Below are 16,908 nucleotides of genomic sequence, written 5' to 3'. Positions count from 1 at the left end.
AGTTAATGTGAAATTTTCGCAATAAAAGACTCAATTTCTACATTTTTGCTAAATGTAATACAAAGTTGATTATTTTTTACACTTACTTTAAAATCATTTTCAGCAAGCATATTTTTCGCTTGTTTTAAAAGCGATTGATTGATAGTTGTGGGGGTAGATTTTTTAGATGGGTTTTTTGATTCTTGTGATTTTTGCGTGTCTTTAATGTTTCTTACCAATGATTCTGTTTCTTGCACGCTTAGCTTTTGCCCAAGTATGGAATCTAGCATAAGTTTTTGGTCTTTAGGGCTAAGGGTTACAAGGACTTTGGCGTGTCCTTGCGTGATTTTCCCCTCTATTATGCAGTCTTGGACAAATTTTTCAAGTTTAAGCAACCCGAGTGTATTAGCAATTTGTGGGCGTGATTTCTTAATCCTTGAGGCGAGTTCATCTTGGGTGATGTTATATTCTTGCAGGAGTTCTTGGTAAGATTGTGCGAGCTCAATGGGATTTAGTCCCTCGCGCTGAATGTTTTCAATGAGTGCAAGCTCGCGCAATTTTTTTTGCGCATCAGAATCTAAAAGCACCGCACGAATATTGCTTAATCCTGCAAGTTTGCTTGCTCGTAATCTCCGCTCACCCGCAATCAAAATATACTCGCCACCCTCACCTTCTTGCACGACCACAGGCTGAAGTAACCCGTGCTCCTTAATGGAATCTGCAAGCTCTTGGAGCTTACTTGCTTCAAAGGTTTTTCTAGGTTGATGAGGATTGGGTTTAATGTTTTCTATGCTTAAATCAAGCACAAGTTCATTTTGAGCGTTGAGATTGTTTTCATACTCTTGGGAGACTTCGCCAAATACGGCACTAAGCCCCCTGCCTAACCCACGATTCTTTGCCATTACGCGCCTTGCAAGATAAATTCTGCGAGGTTTTGATATGCCATAGAGCCATTAGATTTTGCATCATAAAGCATTATAGGCTTGCCAAAACTTGGAGATTCTGCTAGTCTTACGCTTCTTGGCACAATGATAAATTCCTTGTCCTCATTTTTAAATAAATGTTTTTCAAAGTGGTGCAATAAATCATCAAAAACTTGCTTTGAGAGGTTTTGCTGAGTGGAATACATTGTCGGCAAAAAGCCACGAATGCTTAAATCAGGATTGCTTGTGTCTTTGATGACTTTCACCGTATTAAGTAACTGCGCCAAACCCTCTAGCGCGTAAAACTCGCATTGAATAGGCACGATTACAGAATCTGATGCCACCAGCGCATTCACGGTTAATGCACCAAGTGCGGGAGGCGAGTCGATAATGATAAAATCATATTCCCCGCGCACCTCTTCAATTTTATGGCGCAAAATGCTTTGGGCAGATTTTTTGTTGTAGAAATCCTTTTCAAATCCAGCAAGGCTAATGTTTGATGGCACAATGTGCAAAGTTTCTATATCTTCATTTTGGATAAGCACTTCAGAGAGCTTTTTTGAACCACTTAAAACGTGGTATATGTCTGCTTGGACTTCGCTTCTACGAATGCCAAATGTCGTTGTTGCATTTGCTTGTGGGTCGCAATCAATCAATAAAACACGCTTGTTTGAACAAGCCAAACTTGCCGCCAAATTAACCGCTGTTGTTGTTTTTCCTACGCCACCTTTTTGATTGGCGACAGTGATAACTTCACTCATTGTGTAACTCCTAAATAAAAAATGTGGGATTATCTAAAGCTATAGATTTTTTGAGAATCTAGCTCTAATGCGCCGTCCTCGCACAACTTAACTCCCTCAAATGACATTCGCACGCCATTATGATGAAAGTTAAAAGCTAAATTGTTTTGAAATTCTAACTTATATAAGCTGAAAATCTGCTTCCATAAAAGCTTTTTTTCTACATTTTCGCAAAATTTCTTAACAAATTCGCGTGGCACGATTTTTTGGCTTGCTCCCTTCTCCAAAGTGCAAAATCGTCCAACTTCATTTTTATTTGAGTCATTGTTGCTGTGTGGCTGATTATGCAGGTTTATCCCTATTCCACATACGATAACTTCCCTACACAAGCTGTCTTTGACAATGGTGCTAAGCACTCCACCAATTTTTTTATCCCCTACATAGATGTCATTAGGCCACTTTAACCACGCTTTTGAGCCAAGCTCCGCGAGCTCTTGCTTACATAAAAATCCAAAATAAATAGATGTAGATTCTATTTTCAAGTCTTGCGGTAAGGCATTTCTGTCAATGGCAAATGAGAAATACAACGCATTTGGGACTTTTTCCCACACATTGCCTCTTGAGCCAATGCCCCTGCTTTGAATCTTGCAAGTTATACAAATGGGGGCGACTAACTCTCCACTTTTGATGCAATTCACCAAAAATATTTGCGTAGATTCTAACTCCTCGTATTCTAAAAGCTCCATTTTGCGCCCTTGCCTCTAATCTAAAACTTATTCCACGCCCATAATTCTTTTGCTTTATCAATATCGCTTTTTTCCACACTTACAATCATAATGCCCTCATAATCTTGCAAACTATCTTCGATTTCCCCATAGGCATTGACAAACAAACTATCGCCATAAAATTTCCAATTATGTCCATCGATACATTCGTCTCCCACACGATTCACGCGCACAAGCGCGTTAGAGGCTAGAAATGCACGCATTTTACACAGACTTCGCCAGCGCAAATGTGTCTCAAAAGTGCTTGCGGTTGGCACGATAAGCAAATCATAATTGTGTGTTTTCATCTTTAGCATAAGTGCATCGTAATGAAGCTCAAAGCCAAAAAGCGCGCCAATCTTTAGCCCGCCACACTCAAAACTTAGTGGCAAGTGCAGAGTTTTTGATTTTGGATTTGCGAAAATCGCGCGTTCATTCCAATGCGCAAAGCCCATAAGTTTCTGTTGTGTATATATTGTAATATTTTTAGAATCTACAAGCACAAGGACTTTGTAGAGTTTTGGCAGTGTGCTTTTGGTCGTTTTAGAATCTTTTGTCGTGCAATGTAGAGCCTTTGTGTGTTTTTTTAATACCGCTTCACCAACGACTAATGGCACAAGGAATCGCATTTTGTATGTCTTACTTAATGTTTGTATGTTTTGTATGATTTGTGCGTTGTAGTGTGTGTCATATTTAAAAGTGGCGTTCGATTGAAATGGCGCAAAAAATGGCGCAAAAACATAATCAGGCAAACATATCAAATCCACTTCTTGTTTAGCGCAGTTTTGCACATATTGCTCAATGCGTGCAACATCTTGTATCGTATTTGTTTGTAAAAGAGCTATATTCATACCTATCCTTTTTAAGTAAGTTGCTTTAAGAGATGAGATTTTAGCCTACTATTGTATTATAATGTTACAAAAAGAACGCTAAAAACAAACCAAAATCCAAAAAAGGAGTAGCAATGCAAAGGACAACAAAATGGTAGAGCGATATGCAAGAGAGCAAATGAAGTCATTATGGAGTTTGGAGGCGAAGTATAGCGCGTGGCTAGAGGTTGAAATTGCCCTTGTGCGCGGGTGGAACAAGCTAGGGCTAATCCCTGATAGCGATTGCGAAAAGATTTGCGCGAATGCGAAGTTTGACATAAAGCGAATCGATGAGATTGAAGCGGTTACCAAGCACGATTTAATCGCCTTTACCACGAGCGTGGCAGAATCTTTGGGCGAGGAGTCGCGGTGGTTTCATTATGGCATTACGAGCAGTGATTGTATCGACACGGCGGTGGCGTTGCAGATGCGCGATTCTCTCAAACTCATCATTGATGGCGTGAAAAATTTGCGCGAAGTGGTAAAAAGGCGCGCTTATGAACACAAAGACACGGTTATGGTGGGGCGAAGCCACGGGATTCACGGCGAGCCTATCACTTTTGGGCTAGTGTGCGCGGTGTGGTTTGCCGAGCTAGGCAGGCATTTAGACGCGTTGCATTCTAGCCTTGAGATTATCAGTGTGGGACAGCTAAGCGGGGCGATGGGAAATCTCGCCCACACGCCGATGAAGCTAGAAGAGCTCGTATGCGAAAATCTCGGGCTAAAGCCAGCCCCTGTAAGCAACCAAGTAATCCAGCGCGATAGATACGCCCGAGTCATCACGGATTTAGCCCTGCTAGCAAGCAGTTGCGAGAAAATCGCCGTTGAGATTCGCCATTTGCAACGCACGGAAGTGTATGAGGCTGAAGAATTCTTTGAAGAGGGGCAAAAGGGAAGCTCTGCTATGCCACACAAGCGAAACCCCGTGCTAAGCGAGAATATCACGGGGCTTTGTCGCGTGATTCGCGCTTACGCCCTGCCTGCTATGGAAAATGTCGCCTTATGGCACGAGCGCGATATTAGCCACTCTAGCGTGGAGCGATTTATCCTGCCTGATAGCTTTATCACTACGGATTTTATGCTCGCTCGCCTCACACAGCTCCTAGATAAGCTCGTGGTGTATCCTAAAAATATGCGTAAAAATCTTAATCTCACAGGCGGGCTTGTGTTTTCTCAACGCGTGCTTTTAGAGCTACCCAAAAAGGGAATCTCACGCGAAAACGCCTATAAAATCGTGCAAAGAAATGCGATGAGGGTGTGGCAAAATCTACAAAATAATGAGGTGCAAGAGGGGAAAAGCGCAGGGGGCAAAAGCGCGCTAAATGAGCGCGGAGAGAGCCTGTATCTGCAATATTTGCTTGAAGATTCTGAATTGGTAAGCGCGATAGGCGAGCAGGCGATAAAAGAATGCTTTGATGTGAGCTACTACACAAAAAGCGTGGATAGTATCTTTAAGCGGGTGTTTGGCGAGTGAGAATCTAAAAATGCTCGCCCAAAGTAATTTGTGAGGTGCATTTAGTGTTGGCAATTTTTATGGTATTTTTATAAATCTAACGCTTCTCGCACTTCTTTGACAAACGCGCCGACTTTTTGCACACAATCTTTTTCGCTCTCGCATAGCTTCACAATCGCGCTACCGATGATTATGGCATCGGCAAACTCTGCTATTTCACGCGCTTTTTGCGCATTTGATATGCCAAATCCCACTGCCACAGGAATATCTGCGCGAATCTGCTTTATTTGTGCCACCATTTCGCGCACACCCACGCCGACATTTTCACGCATTCCCGTTACGCCAAGCGAACTCACACAATAGATAAAGCCTCTTGCCTCGCGCACGATTCGCGCCATTCTATCCGCAGAATCCACACTCGTAGGCGCGATAAAAGAAATCAAATCCACACCATTTGCCCTGCATTCGCTCTCAAACTCGCCCTTTTCCTCAAAAGGCACATCGGGCAAAATCAGCGCACACATTCCCAAATCCCGCATTTGCGTGATAAACCGCTCTTTGCCATAAGAAAACACGACATTTGCATAAGTCATAAAGGACAGATTCGCGCTCACACGCTCCCGCACACGCTTTAAAGATTCAAAGATTGTATCCGTATTTATGCCATTTTTTAGGGCGATTTCATTGGCGTTTGCGATGAGCGCGCCCTCCGCTGTGGGGTCGGAGAATGGAATCCCGATTTCAATCAAATCCACGCCATTTTGTGCCATAACCTCGATGAGTTTCTCACTCGCTTCAATGCTAGGATAACCATACGCGATAAACGCCACAAAGCCCTTGCGTCCCGCAAAAATCTCACTATTCATACACTTCGCCCTCCAAAGATTCATTGCGATACCTTGCAATCGCTGCGCAGTCCTTATCCCCGCGCCCTGATAGCGTAACTATGATTAGCGAATCTTTTGGCAGATTTGGCGCGACTTTTCGCAAATACGCAATCGCGTGAGCAGATTCAATCGCGGGGATTATCCCCTCTACGCGTGAGAGATACTCAAACGCGCTCACCGCTTCATCATCGGTAATCGCCTCGTATTTGGCGCGATTTTGTGAGTGTAAAAATGCGTGCTCTGGTCCCACGCCCGGATAATCCAACCCCGCGCTTATGCTATATACAGGCGCGATTTGTCCAAACTCATCTTGGCAAAAGAGCGATTTCATTCCGTGAAAGATTCCCGCTTTGCCCGTGCTAATGGTGGCTGCTGTTTGCTTTGTCTCAATGCCACGCCCTGCGGCTTCCACGCCCACTAATGCGACTTCTTTGTCCTCTAAAAAGTGATAAAAGCTTCCTATCGCATTGCTTCCACCGCCCACACAGGCGATTATCATATTTGGCAGACGCGATTGTAACGCTAAAATCTGCTCTCTACTCTCACGCGAAATCACCGATTGAAAGTCGCGCACGATGGTAGGAAACGGGTGTGGTCCCATAACGCTCCCTAGCACATAGTGCGTATCATCGATTCGCGTAGTCCATTCTTTAAGCGTCTCATTTACAGCGTCTTTTAGCGTGGCAGTCCCGCTTTTTACAGCATTGACTTTCGCGCCCAAAAGGCGCATACGATAGACATTTAACGCTTGACGGATACAATCCTCCGCACCCATAAAAATCTCGCATTCCAACCCCAAAAGTGCCGCTGCCGTAGCCGTAGCCACGCCGTGCTGTCCTGCGCCTGTCTCGGCGATTATGCGCGTCTTGCCCATTTTTTGCGCTAGTAGGGCTTGTCCAAGCACATTGTTTATCTTGTGTGAGCCTGTGTGGTTTAAATCTTCGCGTTTTAGGTAGATTTTCACACCTAAATCCGCGCTCAACTTTTTAGCGTGATAGAGTGGGGAGGGGCGATTCGCATAGCCATTAAAAAGTTCGGTTAGCTCGGCATTAAAGCCCTTGTCGTTTTTATAAAAATTATACGCCCTCTCTAACTCTATGACGCAATTCATCAGCGTCTCAGGGATAAACTGCCCACCAAACTCGCCAAAATATGCTTTGTTCATTTACAATTCCTTTCGTTAGTGAAAATATCCATTAACTTGCCAACGCTAATTTTACCATAGATTCCAAGTGAGTATTTTTTATTGCAAGTCATTTTATTTCTCTTTAAATAATATTTTCAACATATAAGGCGTATATGAATCAAAGCCATTTTCATCATTAAATATCTCGCCAATATCGCTATTATTGTTCATTGCTTCTTGCTTAATTTCATTGATAGAATCTTCTAAATTTGCTCCACAATACAAATATTTCGTTTCGCTATGTGGCATTATAAATAGTTCTGGGTAAAATTTATTCCATAATGTATCATAATGAAATCCTATGATTTTTATATAAAATGCACGAGCCGTGCTAGAATCTGAAAGCACTACAACCTGTGGCACAATCTGTTTATTTGGCAAAAACCACATAAAACTTTTTGTCTTTATATTGTTTGTTGTTAGATTTTGTCTTGCTCTAGCATACACTACCTTACCTAGATTCTCTTTACAAAGTCGCTCGTATTCTTTGTATTCACTATCCATACTTCTATGCACAAACGCCTTATAGCTCGTAGGATAATCACAGCCATTTAGTGCAAAAAGCGTTAGCAAAATCCCAAACAAGCCAAACGCCACAGCCCACATTTTCACGCGAATCCTTTGTATTTACCGCATTGAATCTATCTTTGATTTCAGTGGGCAATTTCATTTCCATAGAATCTGCCCGTTTCACTATACGAAAAATTAAACAATATAAGTAATGCAAATACTAATTTTTTCATTTTAGCCCCTTATCTTTACTAGCCTCATCGTTTTCTATGACTTGCTCAAAAGTGCTATCAAGACAATCTAATATAATATAACCAGCCACGGTTCCGCATACAAAAATCCCAAAAAACGCCACCAAATAGCCTATATCAAATAATATATGGCAAAGCAAAGCTATGACGCCAAGAGCCACCGACATAATCGTTATGTGTGTTTTATTTACGGGCTTTGTTTTGTATTTTGTCTTGCATATCGGGCATATTATTATGCTAAAGCCTCGCGCCCTGTCTCTTTCATTATCATCTGTCCAATCCCCATACGACACTTCTTGTTCTGCATTAAAGTGGCTTATATTATTGCCACATACTTTGCATTTGTTGGATAATTTCATTTTTTGCCCCTTATTTAGAATCACAAATTTTAAAAATGCGATTGTAGCGAAAATTTAATGGATTTATGCGAATCACAATTATAGAGAATCTAAAATCGCGCCGTATAAAATCCACGCTTTGGGGCTATGAATCCGCTATGAATCTTATTTGGATTCGCCACTAGCGCGGAGGGTTTTGATGATTTGTTGCATTTTAGCAAAATCTTTTTTGCCATTTGATTCGATTCCGCTTGAAATGTCAATCGCATAGGGATTGAGCGACATTGCGCGGGGCAGATTATCCGCATTTATCCCACCTGCGAGGAAAAAGCGCGAAGCAAAATCGTGGGCAAAATCTTGTGAAACACGCGAATCCTGCGAATCTAAACCCCGCAAATTTTGTGAATCCAAATGTTGCGAATCGGCGTTGTTTGATTTTGCATTTTGCAAATCGCGCGAATCTTGCAATTTCCCCTCCAAAATCTCCCACTCAAACGCCACTCCACTCCCCGCATTTGCGCTATCTAGCAAGATAAAATCCGCGCTTGATTTTAAAGCCTCACTAAAAGAGCGCGAATTGTGCATTTTTATCGCTTTGATAATAGTCGCACTCTTGCCATAATCTTTTTGCAAAGATTCACGCAACGCGCTAATGTAGGCGTTATTTTCATTGCCGTGAAGTTGCACTATGTCGATGATTTTGCTTTGCACCGCTTCACAAACGCGCTCCACAGGGCTATCTACAAACACACCCACCGCCTTGATTCCCGAATCTAGATTTGATTTTAGCCTTTTTGCCAAAGTAAAATCCACAAATCGCTTGGATTTTTTCGCAAACACAAAGCCTACAAAATCGGGCATTAGCGCGTTTGCGAAATCAATATCACACTCCCTAAACAACCCACAAAATTTGATTTTCATTTATTGCCTTTTATGTTGCATTCGCATAAGATAACTGCCATTTTTGCTTTGTCCTTTAAAATTTAAAAATCAATCTTTTTGCCGAATATCAAAAAAACTCCTCATCTTTGCCATCAATCTTGCGTAGCGGGACATAATAAGTCATCGCAACGCGAAAAAGTATTATAAAAATAAACACACCAAAAAGACAATACCAAAAAAAGTTTTCTCTACTATCTATTGCATTGATTGTTTGCAAAAGTTGCGAGTTTATCTGCTCTACTGTGTCTCCAAAAGAGCGAGATTGCGCTTTGTATTGCATATACATTTGTTCTGCAAAGTTTGGTTCTTTTGCAGTGAGTTTAGAAATCCACCGCCATATTGGCTCAATAGCGATTGCCACCACCACAACGCATAAAAATACAATGCTCTCTAACCCCACTACCCCGTTGCACCACGCCGTTTTAAATTTGGATTTATATCGTGCTTTGCATTTTTTGCACTCGATAATCCCGCCGTTAATCACACTTTGATAAACAGAGAGTGTCTCAAATTTGTTTAGATTCTCTCCGCACGCTTCGCATTTTGCGATAAATCCCATTGTTTTGCTCCTTTGTATTTTTAAATTTTAAAAGCGATATTGTAGCCCAAATTCGCTTAAAATTTAGCGTTTATTCCTTGCACTTGCCACTTTGTAGCATTGTTTGAATGGATTGCCACGCAAAAATTTCGCTATGCTTATTTTTGCTCGCAATGACAATTTGTTGTCATACTGAGTGGCGTAGCCCGAAGTATCCCAATCTTTGCAAAATAGAGATATTTCGGTTTCTAGCAAAACCTCAATATGACAACAACAAATGCGTAAATTGAGTGCTTTATGCTATAATTGCTAGATTTTACGATAAAGGATAAGCAAATGAGCGTAGTTGTAGAATTGCCAAAAGAGGCAGAAAAAATGCTACTCAATCTAGCAAAAGAGCGCAGCATCTCGCAAGAACACCTTTTGCAAGAGATGATTTTGCAATATTTGGAGGATTTAGAGGATGCGAGGATTGGCGAGCAAGCGTATAAAGAATATTTGGAGAGTGGCAAAGAGAGTATTCCAGCCAAAGAACTTTATAAAAAATTGGGAATCTAATGGAATTTGCATACTCTAAAAAAGCACAAAAGCAATTTGACAAATTAGATAGCGTTATAAAAAAGCGAATTAAAAAATATACAGACGAGCTAGAAACCCTAGAAAATCCCCGCGACAAAGGCACGGCTTTGGTGGGGAATCTCTTTGGGCTTTGGCGTTATCGCGTTGGTGATTATCGGCTTATCTGTCATATCAACGATAATGAACTCATTATCCTCTGCCTTGAAATCACGCACAGAAGCGAAGCATATAAATAACTCACAACCCCCTACACACATTGATAATGCAAATTGATAAGCCACACATCATCGCCTACTTGCTTGAAATAATAGCCAGAGCATTCATCAAATTCAAAAAGCATTCGGCTAGAATCTGCCCAAGTGATAACCCCAAAATCCCACAAAGGCACTGCCCAGCCCGCGCCGTTATCCTCGCCAATCTCTACTACGCTAAAATCATTTAGGTTATATTCGTATTCGCTTTGCTGTATTTTTTCTCGCTCCTCTTTGCTTAGCGCAATCTTTATCCTTGCTCCCATATCATAGTCTAAAAACGCGCCATAATCTTTCGTAGGCATTGTGGCGGGGAAAATTTTATTGACAAAGTCTAGCGGGACTATTTCGCCCATATACACGGGGAATGCAGCATTTTCTAGCTCCTCTTTGCGTAAGCGTTCATACACTTTGGCAATAGTAGTGTGCGGGTGCGTTATCGCCGTTACATTTGCGTTTATATATCCCCAATTATCGTCCTTATCCAAAAACACTACTTCTTTGGGGAAAATCCCGCGTGTGTCATAAGAGGCGATTTTGCTTCCATTATGCAGTCTCACGCGCTCTATGCGTGATTTATCAGCGATGATTGTATCAGGGCTTGTATTAAAATTAACGCGTATTTTCTTTGCACCTTTTTGCGAAACTCCCTATCAACGCAGAATTTTTGCGAGGCTAGTTGCGGGGTAAGCCCATTTTCATAAAATTCCTTTAGTGGAGTCCAAGTTCTAAAACACCCGCTAGTCGCCATTTCACTAGGAAAGGCATTAAGCGAGATGAGATTCCCAAATGCCAAAAGCGCGATGAGCGCAAAGATTTTGCGTAATGTTTTCATTTGTTTTTGTCCTTTTTAAAATTTAAAATATATTTTATCGTAAATAATATATCGTCATTGCGAGCGAGTCGCAAGACTTGCGTGGCAATCTACGATATAATGAAAAAATAAATAGATTGCCACGCGGATTTTGACAAATCTGCTCACAATAACGCATTAAAACGCGTATTCCACCATTTCAAACTATTTTTTTGCTTCATTTGGAAGTTTGGCAAGTAATTGTGCTAAAAACTTCATTCCATCTTCGTAGTTTATCACTATGCTACATATTTCATAATGGCTATTATGCTTTGTAGTGGCGTTTGTTGCGCTATTTAGGGCGTTAGGATTTGCGCAGGTTTTTTGCTTATAGTGTTCTATGATAGCGATAGATTGTTTGAGCGTATTATATGTATCCTCTAAATCGATTTTATACTTGCTTAAATCCTTTATATTATCCTCATCAAACCAATCGCATTCATCTTGCGCTTTGTGATTCTCACGCTCGCATTCGTTGGCTGGATTGCAAGTTTGGCTTTCGCAGCTATCTTTTTTATCCCCTGCTTGTTTGTCTTTGTTATCCTCTATGGTAAATTCTACCCATTTGTTTTTTATGTTAATGTGTTGTCCCTTATTTTTGGAGCGCAAGCCATATCTATGGTTATCATATATGTCCTCATAGCCCTCCTCATATTGCGCGATAAAGACTTCATAATCGCGCTTAAATACGCCCTTTGGTGTATAAGCATAGACATAGCGCGGGATTTTGTCTTTATACTCTGCGATTAACACCTCGCCATTTGGGGAGATTTCCGCACCGATGCCATCTGCATAGCCATTTACGCATTCCCCGTCCCAAAAAGTCTTAGATTTAGTTTTCGCAATTTTTAGCTTATCTTTGAATGGCTTTTCAACACGCGTTGAAAATCCCTCCTCATCTCTCCCCCAATCTAGCTTAAATATCAGTGCAAGTTTGCAATCTTCCCTGCCTTTAGAATCCACAAAAATCGGTCGTTCATCAGTTGGGAGGATTTCTGCCACCGCTTCTTGTGCTTTGATTTGCTCTATGATGATTTGCGTAGCCTCGCTATCTTTCGCACAACCGCTAAAAAATACGCCAACCCCGCACAATCCTACCGCGATAAAAACCACAATCCTTGCTAATGCGTTTTTCATTTGTGCTGTCCTTTGTGTTTTAAAATTTAAAACCGTGATTGTAGCAAATATAGCAAAATGTGGAATGTAAATCTACTCCGCAATGTTGTATTTCGCCTTATATGTTTCTACTTCATATTCATCTTTTAAGATTTTGTCAAACTTATCTTTTGTGTAGTCTAGATTTTGCTTTTTTGCCCTAATATGTTCATTTATATCTTTGATAAATTCTTTAAAACAAGGGCTTTCCTCGACAAGCATATTGAGCGTTTCAATGTCTAAATTTCTTTGTGTAGCGGGTAAAACCACCTCAGAATCTAGCACATCAGCTTTAAGCTGGATTACCCCTATGCCAAAACTCGCATTTAGTCGCTTCAGCTCGCCTAGCACTTCTTTATCAATATACTCAAACACTACGAGATAACCCTCATTTGCAAAGCTAGAGTTTGATACGGCTTGGAAATAATATTCTTTTAGATTGCTAAAATCTATGGATTTTTTTAGCTCAAATGAGTAGAGTTTGTATTCGCTTTGATTGATATTAGCTAGCAAATCAAGCGTCTCTATCTCCCTGCTAAAAGGGAATTTCACCCCCACAATATCGGGGTAATTCCACTTGCTTCTGCCTTGTTCTTTTCTGGTGCATCTTTCGTGAAAGATAGTTTTTGAATGCAACGAAAAACCCTCATCATTAGCCAAAAAATATACAAGCAAGGGGTGTAAATCACGCTCGCAGAATGTTTCTTTTTGCTTTTTAGATTCTATGTTTTGTGTTGTGGTGTTTTGGACTTGTGCGTTTGGTTTGCTTAATTCCTTTTCGCGTTCTTTTAGCCAAAATGTCGTGGGGCGTTTGCTTGCAATAAAAAATTTTGTTGAATCCGCTTTATCTCGCATATTGACATACATTAACGCCTGCATTGTCTGCCACGGTGTCTGTCCTGTGCTATTAACTTGCTTATCAAGCCCCATTACCTTTGCGCTTTCCCACATTTCTTTATAATTTAACGGCGTTTCTGCTTTTTTCAAAACCGCTTCGGCTAATTCTAAAAATGTCATTTTCACTCCTTGATTTTTAAAAGCCATTATATCTGTTTTTTTTTTATAAAATTATATCTTTGTGGTGTTTTGATTGTTTTAGATGTAAATTTTACAAACTTGCTCCTCGCTTACTTTATGCAAACATTTCCGCCAAGATAGCCTTTAGCTTTTCTTGTGTCTTTGGCTCTAAATCACAAATTTTATCCAAAAATCTATCCACACTCACGCACCGAATCTGGTCGCACAAAATCCTAGCATTCCTCCCTTCTAGGCTAAAATCTACCCGAAAAGGTGCGTCAAAACCCTTTGAAGTGATAGGTGCGATAAGTCGCGTTTGCAAGTAATTTAGTTCATTTGGCGAGATAATCACGCAAGGACGCTTTTTGGCGATTTCTTTGCCCTTTGTAGGGTCTAAATCTATCCAAAAAATCTCAAACTGCCTTATTTCACGCACAACTACCAATCCCACTCTTTTATATCTTCGCCCAAAAATTCATTTTGCAATTCTTGGAATGTTGTGCTGTGTTTTTTTTGCATTGCTTTTTTGCGTAGATTCTCACTATTCCAAGAAGCACGAGGTTGTTTATGTGGGGTTAGCAAGAGCCCATTTTTTAGTAATTTTAAATCAATCTCAACATCTTGCAACTTCGCTTTTTGTATAAAAATTTTTGGTATGCGAATACCATAAGAAGTGCCTATTTTTACGAGCTTTGTCATATTAACACCTTTAGAAAAAATAATTATTTTATAATAATACCAAACATTTCTTAAAAATCAAATTGATTGTGGAGTGCCTCGCAAATCGTTTAATGCTTTTGTTTTATCATTTTGTCGCATTAGTGATTCGCCGATGAGGACGGCGTTTATGTCGTGCGATTCTAAAAGGGCAATGTCCTCTCTTGTGGCGATTCCCGATTCGCTGACAAAGATTTTGTCCTTTGGGACAAGCTTTTTAAGGCGCACACTTGTGCCTAAATCCACTTTAAAGCTCCGCAAGTCGCGGTTATTTACGCCGATGAGTTTCGCGGAGGTTTGAAGCGCATTTTGAAGCGCACCCTCGCTATGCGATTCTATCAAAACGCTTAATCCAAGCGATTTTGCAATGTCGCAAAACTCCACCATTTGCGCTAATTCTAACGCCTCGCTAATGAGCAACACACAATCCGCGCCCAAAACTTTCGCACCATAAATCATATAGCTATCCACTATAAAATCTTTGCGTAGAGTGGGGATTTTTACCGCATTTGCAATCTCGCGCAAATAGCTATCCGCACCCAAAAAATACTCTGGCTCTGTCAAGCAGGAAATGCAATCCGCTCCCGCACTCTCATAATCCCGCGCGATTTGGAGATATGGGAAATCCTCCGCGATAATGCCTTTTGAGGGCGAAGCCTTTTTGACTTCGCAGATAAAGTGCATTGTGTGGCGCGAATCTACACCATTTAAGCGTGAATCCGCATTTGAATCCACGCTTAAATCTCTACGCGAATCTAACGCCTTTTCAAACGCAAAGGGTGGCTTTATCATTGAATCTGCGCTTAATTCAAGCGATTTAAGCTGATTTTTATACAGCGTTTGCGCTTTTTCACGCATTTCATTAAAAGGGATTTGCGCCTTTTCGCGCTCCACTCGTGCCTTTGTCGATTTTATAATCTTTGCTAAAATATCCATTTATCCCCCTTTTATTATTTCCTAAATGCGCCTGTGATGATAATATGTGGCGTAATGCCGCTTGGCAAAGGCGCGTTTTCTAGCACTTCAAGCCTAATGCTATATTTGCTCCAAACTTTTGTATCAAATAATGCCAAAGTTATGATACCCTCATCGCTCCACAAATCACCCTTTGTTGTTGTAAAATACAATGGCAATGTTAAGATTTGCTCTTGCCTTAGCTTTGGATTGCCTAGTGGCGTAAAAATGAGTTTAAATTTAAAATACTGATTTGGGTGATAGCTTTGCAAAATCTCTAAAACCTTTTGCTTTTGCAAATCGTCCCAATGGCATATAGGGCGACAACCATAAGCAAATTTATTTGTAGTCGCAGGTCGCCAAATATAATCAAGTCGCTTGATAAAATCCGCTCCATTTTTGATAGGGAGATTCTCAAATGCTACCCTAATGTCGCTGTCATCATCTGTGGGATAGCTATCCCTCCAATATGTATCAGGCTTAAAAAATATTTGAATAGCAATATGCGGGTCGTGCCTCCACAAATCAAGTGGCATTGTGAAGTGTTTTTCATACACATTTCCCTGCTTGGTAAAGTCAAATGGCTCTTTTATGTAAAAATACTCTGCCTTAAGTGGATTTAGCGCACAACCAGAATATAAATTCATTTGCAATATCAACAATGGCAATATGCAACACTTCAATGTGTGATTGATTTGTTTTGCGATTTTTATCACCATAGTAACCTTATTCTAACTTAAAATCTAGTTTTTGCATCATTTCTTTGCTCCAGCCTTTTGGGGGATTTGTGATGCTTGGGTAGATTCTATCAAAAAACTCAATAAATACACCTTTATTATCGCTTAATTCAAAGTAGTATTTGCCAAGTGGGGAGGGGGTGATTGGTTGTCCTCTTGTGAATAGGGCTTGGTTTGGGGAGACAAACGAATAGTTTGGATACCCCCACTCTGTGTGATAATATCCTTTTTCATCGGTTGGAAGATAGTTTGAAACTTCCACATTAAAAAAGCCATATTCCCAGCCATTACCAGAACTACCAAGTATTTCATCTTTTAATGCTTGCGATAAATCACTATGATACATTTCGCTAATATAATTTCGTAGTTTGTAAAACAAATGATTCCAATTATCATATCTTGACAAAAATATCTCATCTATATAAGTAGCTATATTAAATAGCATATTGTTTTTTTCTGCGAGATAGCCTTGATAATAACGAATCGTATAATCTCTCAAACTCCATACCAAATACGCATAAAATAGCTCATCATATAGTAAGATTTTAAAATTAGATTGATTTGATTTTGCTAGGTAGTCTAATGCGATTATTTTAAGCTGATTGCGTTGCTCCGTAGTGCCATCTTGCCATTTTAGCATTGATTCATAAAAAATAATGCCTTTTTTAAATAATTCATCATAGACTTTATGATTCAAATGATATGCTTTAATACCACGATTTGCATTTATCGAATCTATGTAATTTTGAATAAACGCCGTATTTGCCCTGTGCAATTCCGTAAAATATGAGATGATTTGCTCTTTTGTTAAAGTAATATTATTTTTGCTATTTTTGCAAAGTGTTTTTACATTATTGGCGTTGTATATAGTGAAACACCCCATATCACAATGCGTTTGCGGTGGGACATAATTTTTATTTATTTCATCAAGCCACAAGGGATTGATTTTATCTGCTTCATTAGCGATATTTGCTATGTTTGAAGGGATAAATTTTGGAGCTAAAATGCCTTGCTTATTTTTGCTAAAAATAATTTTACCTAAATATAAGCCTACTTTATGGTCTAATATTTGATATTCATCATTAGGACACCAATTATCAATGGCATTTATGGCTGTATTTATGCCTAAATATATTTCTTTATCGGCTCGATTGCGTAGGAAGTCGTTGTGGATTTTTGGATTCCGAGCCCTACCTATTGACATTGCCTCTGCAATATCCAAGCCTAAAATGATAAATAATAGGATAAATGAGACTTTTTTCATC

The 16,908-nt window shown here is 40.1% G+C and carries 22 protein-coding genes; 3 read left to right on the top strand and 19 right to left on the bottom strand.

Features of this window, described 5'->3' with window-relative positions; translation table 11 throughout:
- Positions 1–2: 2 nt before the first annotated feature.
- The 4 genes from ACWIWK_RS00780 to ACWIWK_RS00765 are packed head-to-tail and all read right to left on the bottom strand — an operon-like array spanning position 3 to position 3,257.
- The gene (locus tag ACWIWK_RS00780; protein WP_454149956.1) at positions 3–881 is read right to left on the bottom strand and encodes a ParB/RepB/Spo0J family partition protein; all 879 of its coding nucleotides are present in this window, start codon (positions 879–881) and stop codon (positions 3–5) included.
- Positions 881–1,663 carry a ParA family protein gene (locus ACWIWK_RS00775; protein WP_454149954.1) on the bottom strand — a complete coding sequence of 261 codons (783 nt, stop codon included), beginning with the start codon at positions 1,661–1,663 and terminating at the stop codon, positions 881–883. The genes ACWIWK_RS00780 and ACWIWK_RS00775 overlap by 1 nt, the downstream gene beginning before the upstream one ends.
- 29 nt (positions 1,664–1,692) lie before the next feature.
- Entirely contained in the window at positions 1,693–2,388 is a 696-nt protein-coding gene (locus ACWIWK_RS00770) for a biotin--[acetyl-CoA-carboxylase] ligase (RefSeq protein WP_454149953.1), read from the bottom strand.
- 20 nt (positions 2,389–2,408) lie between these two features.
- The gene (locus tag ACWIWK_RS00765; protein WP_454149951.1) at positions 2,409–3,257 is read right to left on the bottom strand and encodes a carbon-nitrogen hydrolase family protein; all 849 of its coding nucleotides are present in this window, start codon (positions 3,255–3,257) and stop codon (positions 2,409–2,411) included.
- Positions 3,258–3,387: 130 nt separating this feature from the next.
- Between ACWIWK_RS00765 and purB the strand changes: the two genes are divergently transcribed.
- Complete coding sequence (gene purB, locus ACWIWK_RS00760) at positions 3,388–4,749, top strand: adenylosuccinate lyase (protein WP_454149949.1); 1,362 nt, start codon at positions 3,388–3,390, stop codon at positions 4,747–4,749.
- A gap of 68 nt (positions 4,750–4,817) precedes the next feature.
- Here the strand turns inward: purB and trpA are convergent, their stop codons facing one another.
- The 6 genes from trpA to ACWIWK_RS00730 all read right to left on the bottom strand — a co-directional run bounded on the left by trpA (position 4,818) and on the right by ACWIWK_RS00730 (position 9,401).
- Positions 4,818–5,594 (bottom strand): tryptophan synthase subunit alpha, encoded by a 777-nt coding sequence (trpA, locus tag ACWIWK_RS00755; RefSeq protein ID WP_454149947.1) that lies wholly within the window; start codon positions 5,592–5,594, stop codon positions 4,818–4,820.
- Positions 5,587–6,780 carry a tryptophan synthase subunit beta gene (gene trpB / locus ACWIWK_RS00750; protein ID WP_454149945.1) on the bottom strand — a complete coding sequence of 398 codons (1,194 nt, stop codon included), beginning with the start codon at positions 6,778–6,780 and terminating at the stop codon, positions 5,587–5,589. The genes trpA and trpB overlap by 8 nt, the downstream gene beginning before the upstream one ends.
- Before the next feature lie 93 nt (positions 6,781–6,873).
- Positions 6,874–7,413: a hypothetical protein gene (locus tag ACWIWK_RS00745; RefSeq protein ID WP_454149943.1), complete on the bottom strand. Its 540-nt coding sequence runs from the start codon at positions 7,411–7,413 to the stop codon at positions 6,874–6,876.
- A 127-nt stretch (positions 7,414–7,540) separates the two neighbouring features.
- Entirely contained in the window at positions 7,541–7,921 is a 381-nt protein-coding gene (locus tag ACWIWK_RS00740; RefSeq protein WP_454149941.1) for a hypothetical protein, read from the bottom strand.
- Between the two features lie 144 nt (positions 7,922–8,065).
- Entirely contained in the window at positions 8,066–8,821 is a 756-nt protein-coding gene (locus tag ACWIWK_RS00735; RefSeq protein WP_454149940.1) for a phosphoribosylanthranilate isomerase, read from the bottom strand.
- A gap of 88 nt (positions 8,822–8,909) precedes the next feature.
- Positions 8,910–9,401, bottom strand: a complete 492-nt coding sequence (locus ACWIWK_RS00730; RefSeq protein ID WP_454149938.1) for a hypothetical protein — start codon at positions 9,399–9,401, stop codon at positions 8,910–8,912.
- A gap of 315 nt (positions 9,402–9,716) precedes the next feature.
- Between ACWIWK_RS00730 and ACWIWK_RS00725 the strand changes: the two genes are divergently transcribed.
- Together ACWIWK_RS00725 and ACWIWK_RS00720 are read left to right on the top strand one after the other, a co-directional pair.
- A complete protein-coding gene (locus ACWIWK_RS00725) occupies positions 9,717–9,938 on the top strand; it encodes a DUF6290 family protein (RefSeq protein WP_454149936.1) in 222 nt (73 codons plus the stop codon).
- Entirely contained in the window at positions 9,938–10,195 is a 258-nt protein-coding gene (locus ACWIWK_RS00720) for a type II toxin-antitoxin system RelE family toxin (RefSeq protein WP_454149934.1), read from the top strand. Before ACWIWK_RS00725 ends, ACWIWK_RS00720 begins: the two co-directional genes overlap by 1 nt.
- A gap of 11 nt (positions 10,196–10,206) precedes the next feature.
- On the opposite strand, the gene ACWIWK_RS00715 is transcribed toward ACWIWK_RS00720, so the two are convergent.
- The 9 genes from ACWIWK_RS00715 to ACWIWK_RS00675 all read right to left on the bottom strand — a co-directional run bounded on the left by ACWIWK_RS00715 (position 10,207) and on the right by ACWIWK_RS00675 (position 16,907).
- Positions 10,207–10,770 carry a hypothetical protein gene (locus ACWIWK_RS00715; RefSeq protein ID WP_454149932.1) on the bottom strand — a complete coding sequence of 188 codons (564 nt, stop codon included), beginning with the start codon at positions 10,768–10,770 and terminating at the stop codon, positions 10,207–10,209.
- A gap of 5 nt (positions 10,771–10,775) precedes the next feature.
- Positions 10,776–11,045 (bottom strand): hypothetical protein, encoded by a 270-nt coding sequence (locus ACWIWK_RS00710; protein ID WP_454149930.1) that lies wholly within the window; start codon positions 11,043–11,045, stop codon positions 10,776–10,778.
- A 183-nt stretch (positions 11,046–11,228) separates the two neighbouring features.
- The gene (locus tag ACWIWK_RS00705) at positions 11,229–12,200 is read right to left on the bottom strand and encodes a hypothetical protein (RefSeq protein WP_454149928.1); all 972 of its coding nucleotides are present in this window, start codon (positions 12,198–12,200) and stop codon (positions 11,229–11,231) included.
- A gap of 72 nt (positions 12,201–12,272) precedes the next feature.
- Positions 12,273–13,235: an HTH domain-containing protein gene (locus ACWIWK_RS00700; protein ID WP_454149926.1), complete on the bottom strand. Its 963-nt coding sequence runs from the start codon at positions 13,233–13,235 to the stop codon at positions 12,273–12,275.
- A gap of 115 nt (positions 13,236–13,350) precedes the next feature.
- On the bottom strand, positions 13,351–13,671 hold the full coding sequence (locus tag ACWIWK_RS00695) for a type II toxin-antitoxin system PemK/MazF family toxin (protein ID WP_454151993.1): 321 nt from the start codon (positions 13,669–13,671) through the stop codon (positions 13,351–13,353).
- 2 nt (positions 13,672–13,673) lie between these two features.
- Positions 13,674–13,934, bottom strand: a complete 261-nt coding sequence (locus tag ACWIWK_RS00690; RefSeq protein ID WP_454149924.1) for an AbrB/MazE/SpoVT family DNA-binding domain-containing protein — start codon at positions 13,932–13,934, stop codon at positions 13,674–13,676.
- Between the two features lie 57 nt (positions 13,935–13,991).
- Positions 13,992–14,888 (bottom strand): indole-3-glycerol phosphate synthase TrpC, encoded by an 897-nt coding sequence (trpC, locus tag ACWIWK_RS00685; protein WP_454149922.1) that lies wholly within the window; start codon positions 14,886–14,888, stop codon positions 13,992–13,994.
- A gap of 14 nt (positions 14,889–14,902) precedes the next feature.
- Positions 14,903–15,622 (bottom strand): hypothetical protein, encoded by a 720-nt coding sequence (locus ACWIWK_RS00680; protein WP_454149920.1) that lies wholly within the window; start codon positions 15,620–15,622, stop codon positions 14,903–14,905.
- A 10-nt stretch (positions 15,623–15,632) separates the two neighbouring features.
- The gene (locus ACWIWK_RS00675; RefSeq protein ID WP_454149918.1) at positions 15,633–16,907 is read right to left on the bottom strand and encodes a hypothetical protein; all 1,275 of its coding nucleotides are present in this window, start codon (positions 16,905–16,907) and stop codon (positions 15,633–15,635) included.
- Between the last annotated feature and the right edge of the window lies 1 nt (position 16,908).

The sequence above is a fragment of the Helicobacter sp. 23-1048 genome, assembly GCF_053654545.1.
The sequence above is the reverse complement of the archived record's forward strand: the minus strand, read 5'-3'. Positions and strand labels throughout refer to the sequence as shown.

What these genes read in the sequence shown, in the direction of transcription:
- ACWIWK_RS00780 (WP_454149956.1), bottom strand. Translation starts at nt 881, where the DNA reads ATGGCAAAGAATCGTGGGTTAGGCAGGGGGCTTAGTGCCGTATTTGGC.
- ACWIWK_RS00775 (WP_454149954.1), bottom strand. Translation starts at nt 1,663, where the DNA reads ATGAGTGAAGTTATCACTGTCGCCAATCAAAAAGGTGGCGTAGGAAAA.
- ACWIWK_RS00770 (WP_454149953.1), bottom strand. Translation starts at nt 2,388, where the DNA reads ATGGAGCTTTTAGAATACGAGGAGTTAGAATCTACGCAAATATTTTTG.
- ACWIWK_RS00765 (WP_454149951.1), bottom strand. Translation starts at nt 3,257, where the DNA reads ATGAATATAGCTCTTTTACAAACAAATACGATACAAGATGTTGCACGC.
- purB (WP_454149949.1), top strand. Translation starts at nt 3,388, where the DNA reads ATGGTAGAGCGATATGCAAGAGAGCAAATGAAGTCATTATGGAGTTTG.
- trpA (WP_454149947.1), bottom strand. Translation starts at nt 5,594, where the DNA reads ATGAATAGTGAGATTTTTGCGGGACGCAAGGGCTTTGTGGCGTTTATC.
- trpB (WP_454149945.1), bottom strand. Translation starts at nt 6,780, where the DNA reads ATGAACAAAGCATATTTTGGCGAGTTTGGTGGGCAGTTTATCCCTGAG.
- ACWIWK_RS00740 (WP_454149941.1), bottom strand. Translation starts at nt 7,921, where the DNA reads ATGAAATTATCCAACAAATGCAAAGTATGTGGCAATAATATAAGCCAC.
- ACWIWK_RS00735 (WP_454149940.1), bottom strand. Translation starts at nt 8,821, where the DNA reads ATGAAAATCAAATTTTGTGGGTTGTTTAGGGAGTGTGATATTGATTTC.
- ACWIWK_RS00730 (WP_454149938.1), bottom strand. Translation starts at nt 9,401, where the DNA reads ATGGGATTTATCGCAAAATGCGAAGCGTGCGGAGAGAATCTAAACAAA.
- ACWIWK_RS00725 (WP_454149936.1), top strand. Translation starts at nt 9,717, where the DNA reads ATGAGCGTAGTTGTAGAATTGCCAAAAGAGGCAGAAAAAATGCTACTC.
- ACWIWK_RS00720 (WP_454149934.1), top strand. Translation starts at nt 9,938, where the DNA reads ATGGAATTTGCATACTCTAAAAAAGCACAAAAGCAATTTGACAAATTA.
- ACWIWK_RS00710 (WP_454149930.1), bottom strand. Translation starts at nt 11,045, where the DNA reads ATGAAAACATTACGCAAAATCTTTGCGCTCATCGCGCTTTTGGCATTT.
- ACWIWK_RS00705 (WP_454149928.1), bottom strand. Translation starts at nt 12,200, where the DNA reads ATGAAAAACGCATTAGCAAGGATTGTGGTTTTTATCGCGGTAGGATTG.
- ACWIWK_RS00700 (WP_454149926.1), bottom strand. Translation starts at nt 13,235, where the DNA reads ATGACATTTTTAGAATTAGCCGAAGCGGTTTTGAAAAAAGCAGAAACG.
- ACWIWK_RS00690 (WP_454149924.1), bottom strand. Translation starts at nt 13,934, where the DNA reads ATGACAAAGCTCGTAAAAATAGGCACTTCTTATGGTATTCGCATACCA.
- trpC (WP_454149922.1), bottom strand. Translation starts at nt 14,888, where the DNA reads ATGGATATTTTAGCAAAGATTATAAAATCGACAAAGGCACGAGTGGAG.
- ACWIWK_RS00675 (WP_454149918.1), bottom strand. Translation starts at nt 16,907, where the DNA reads ATGAAAAAAGTCTCATTTATCCTATTATTTATCATTTTAGGCTTGGAT.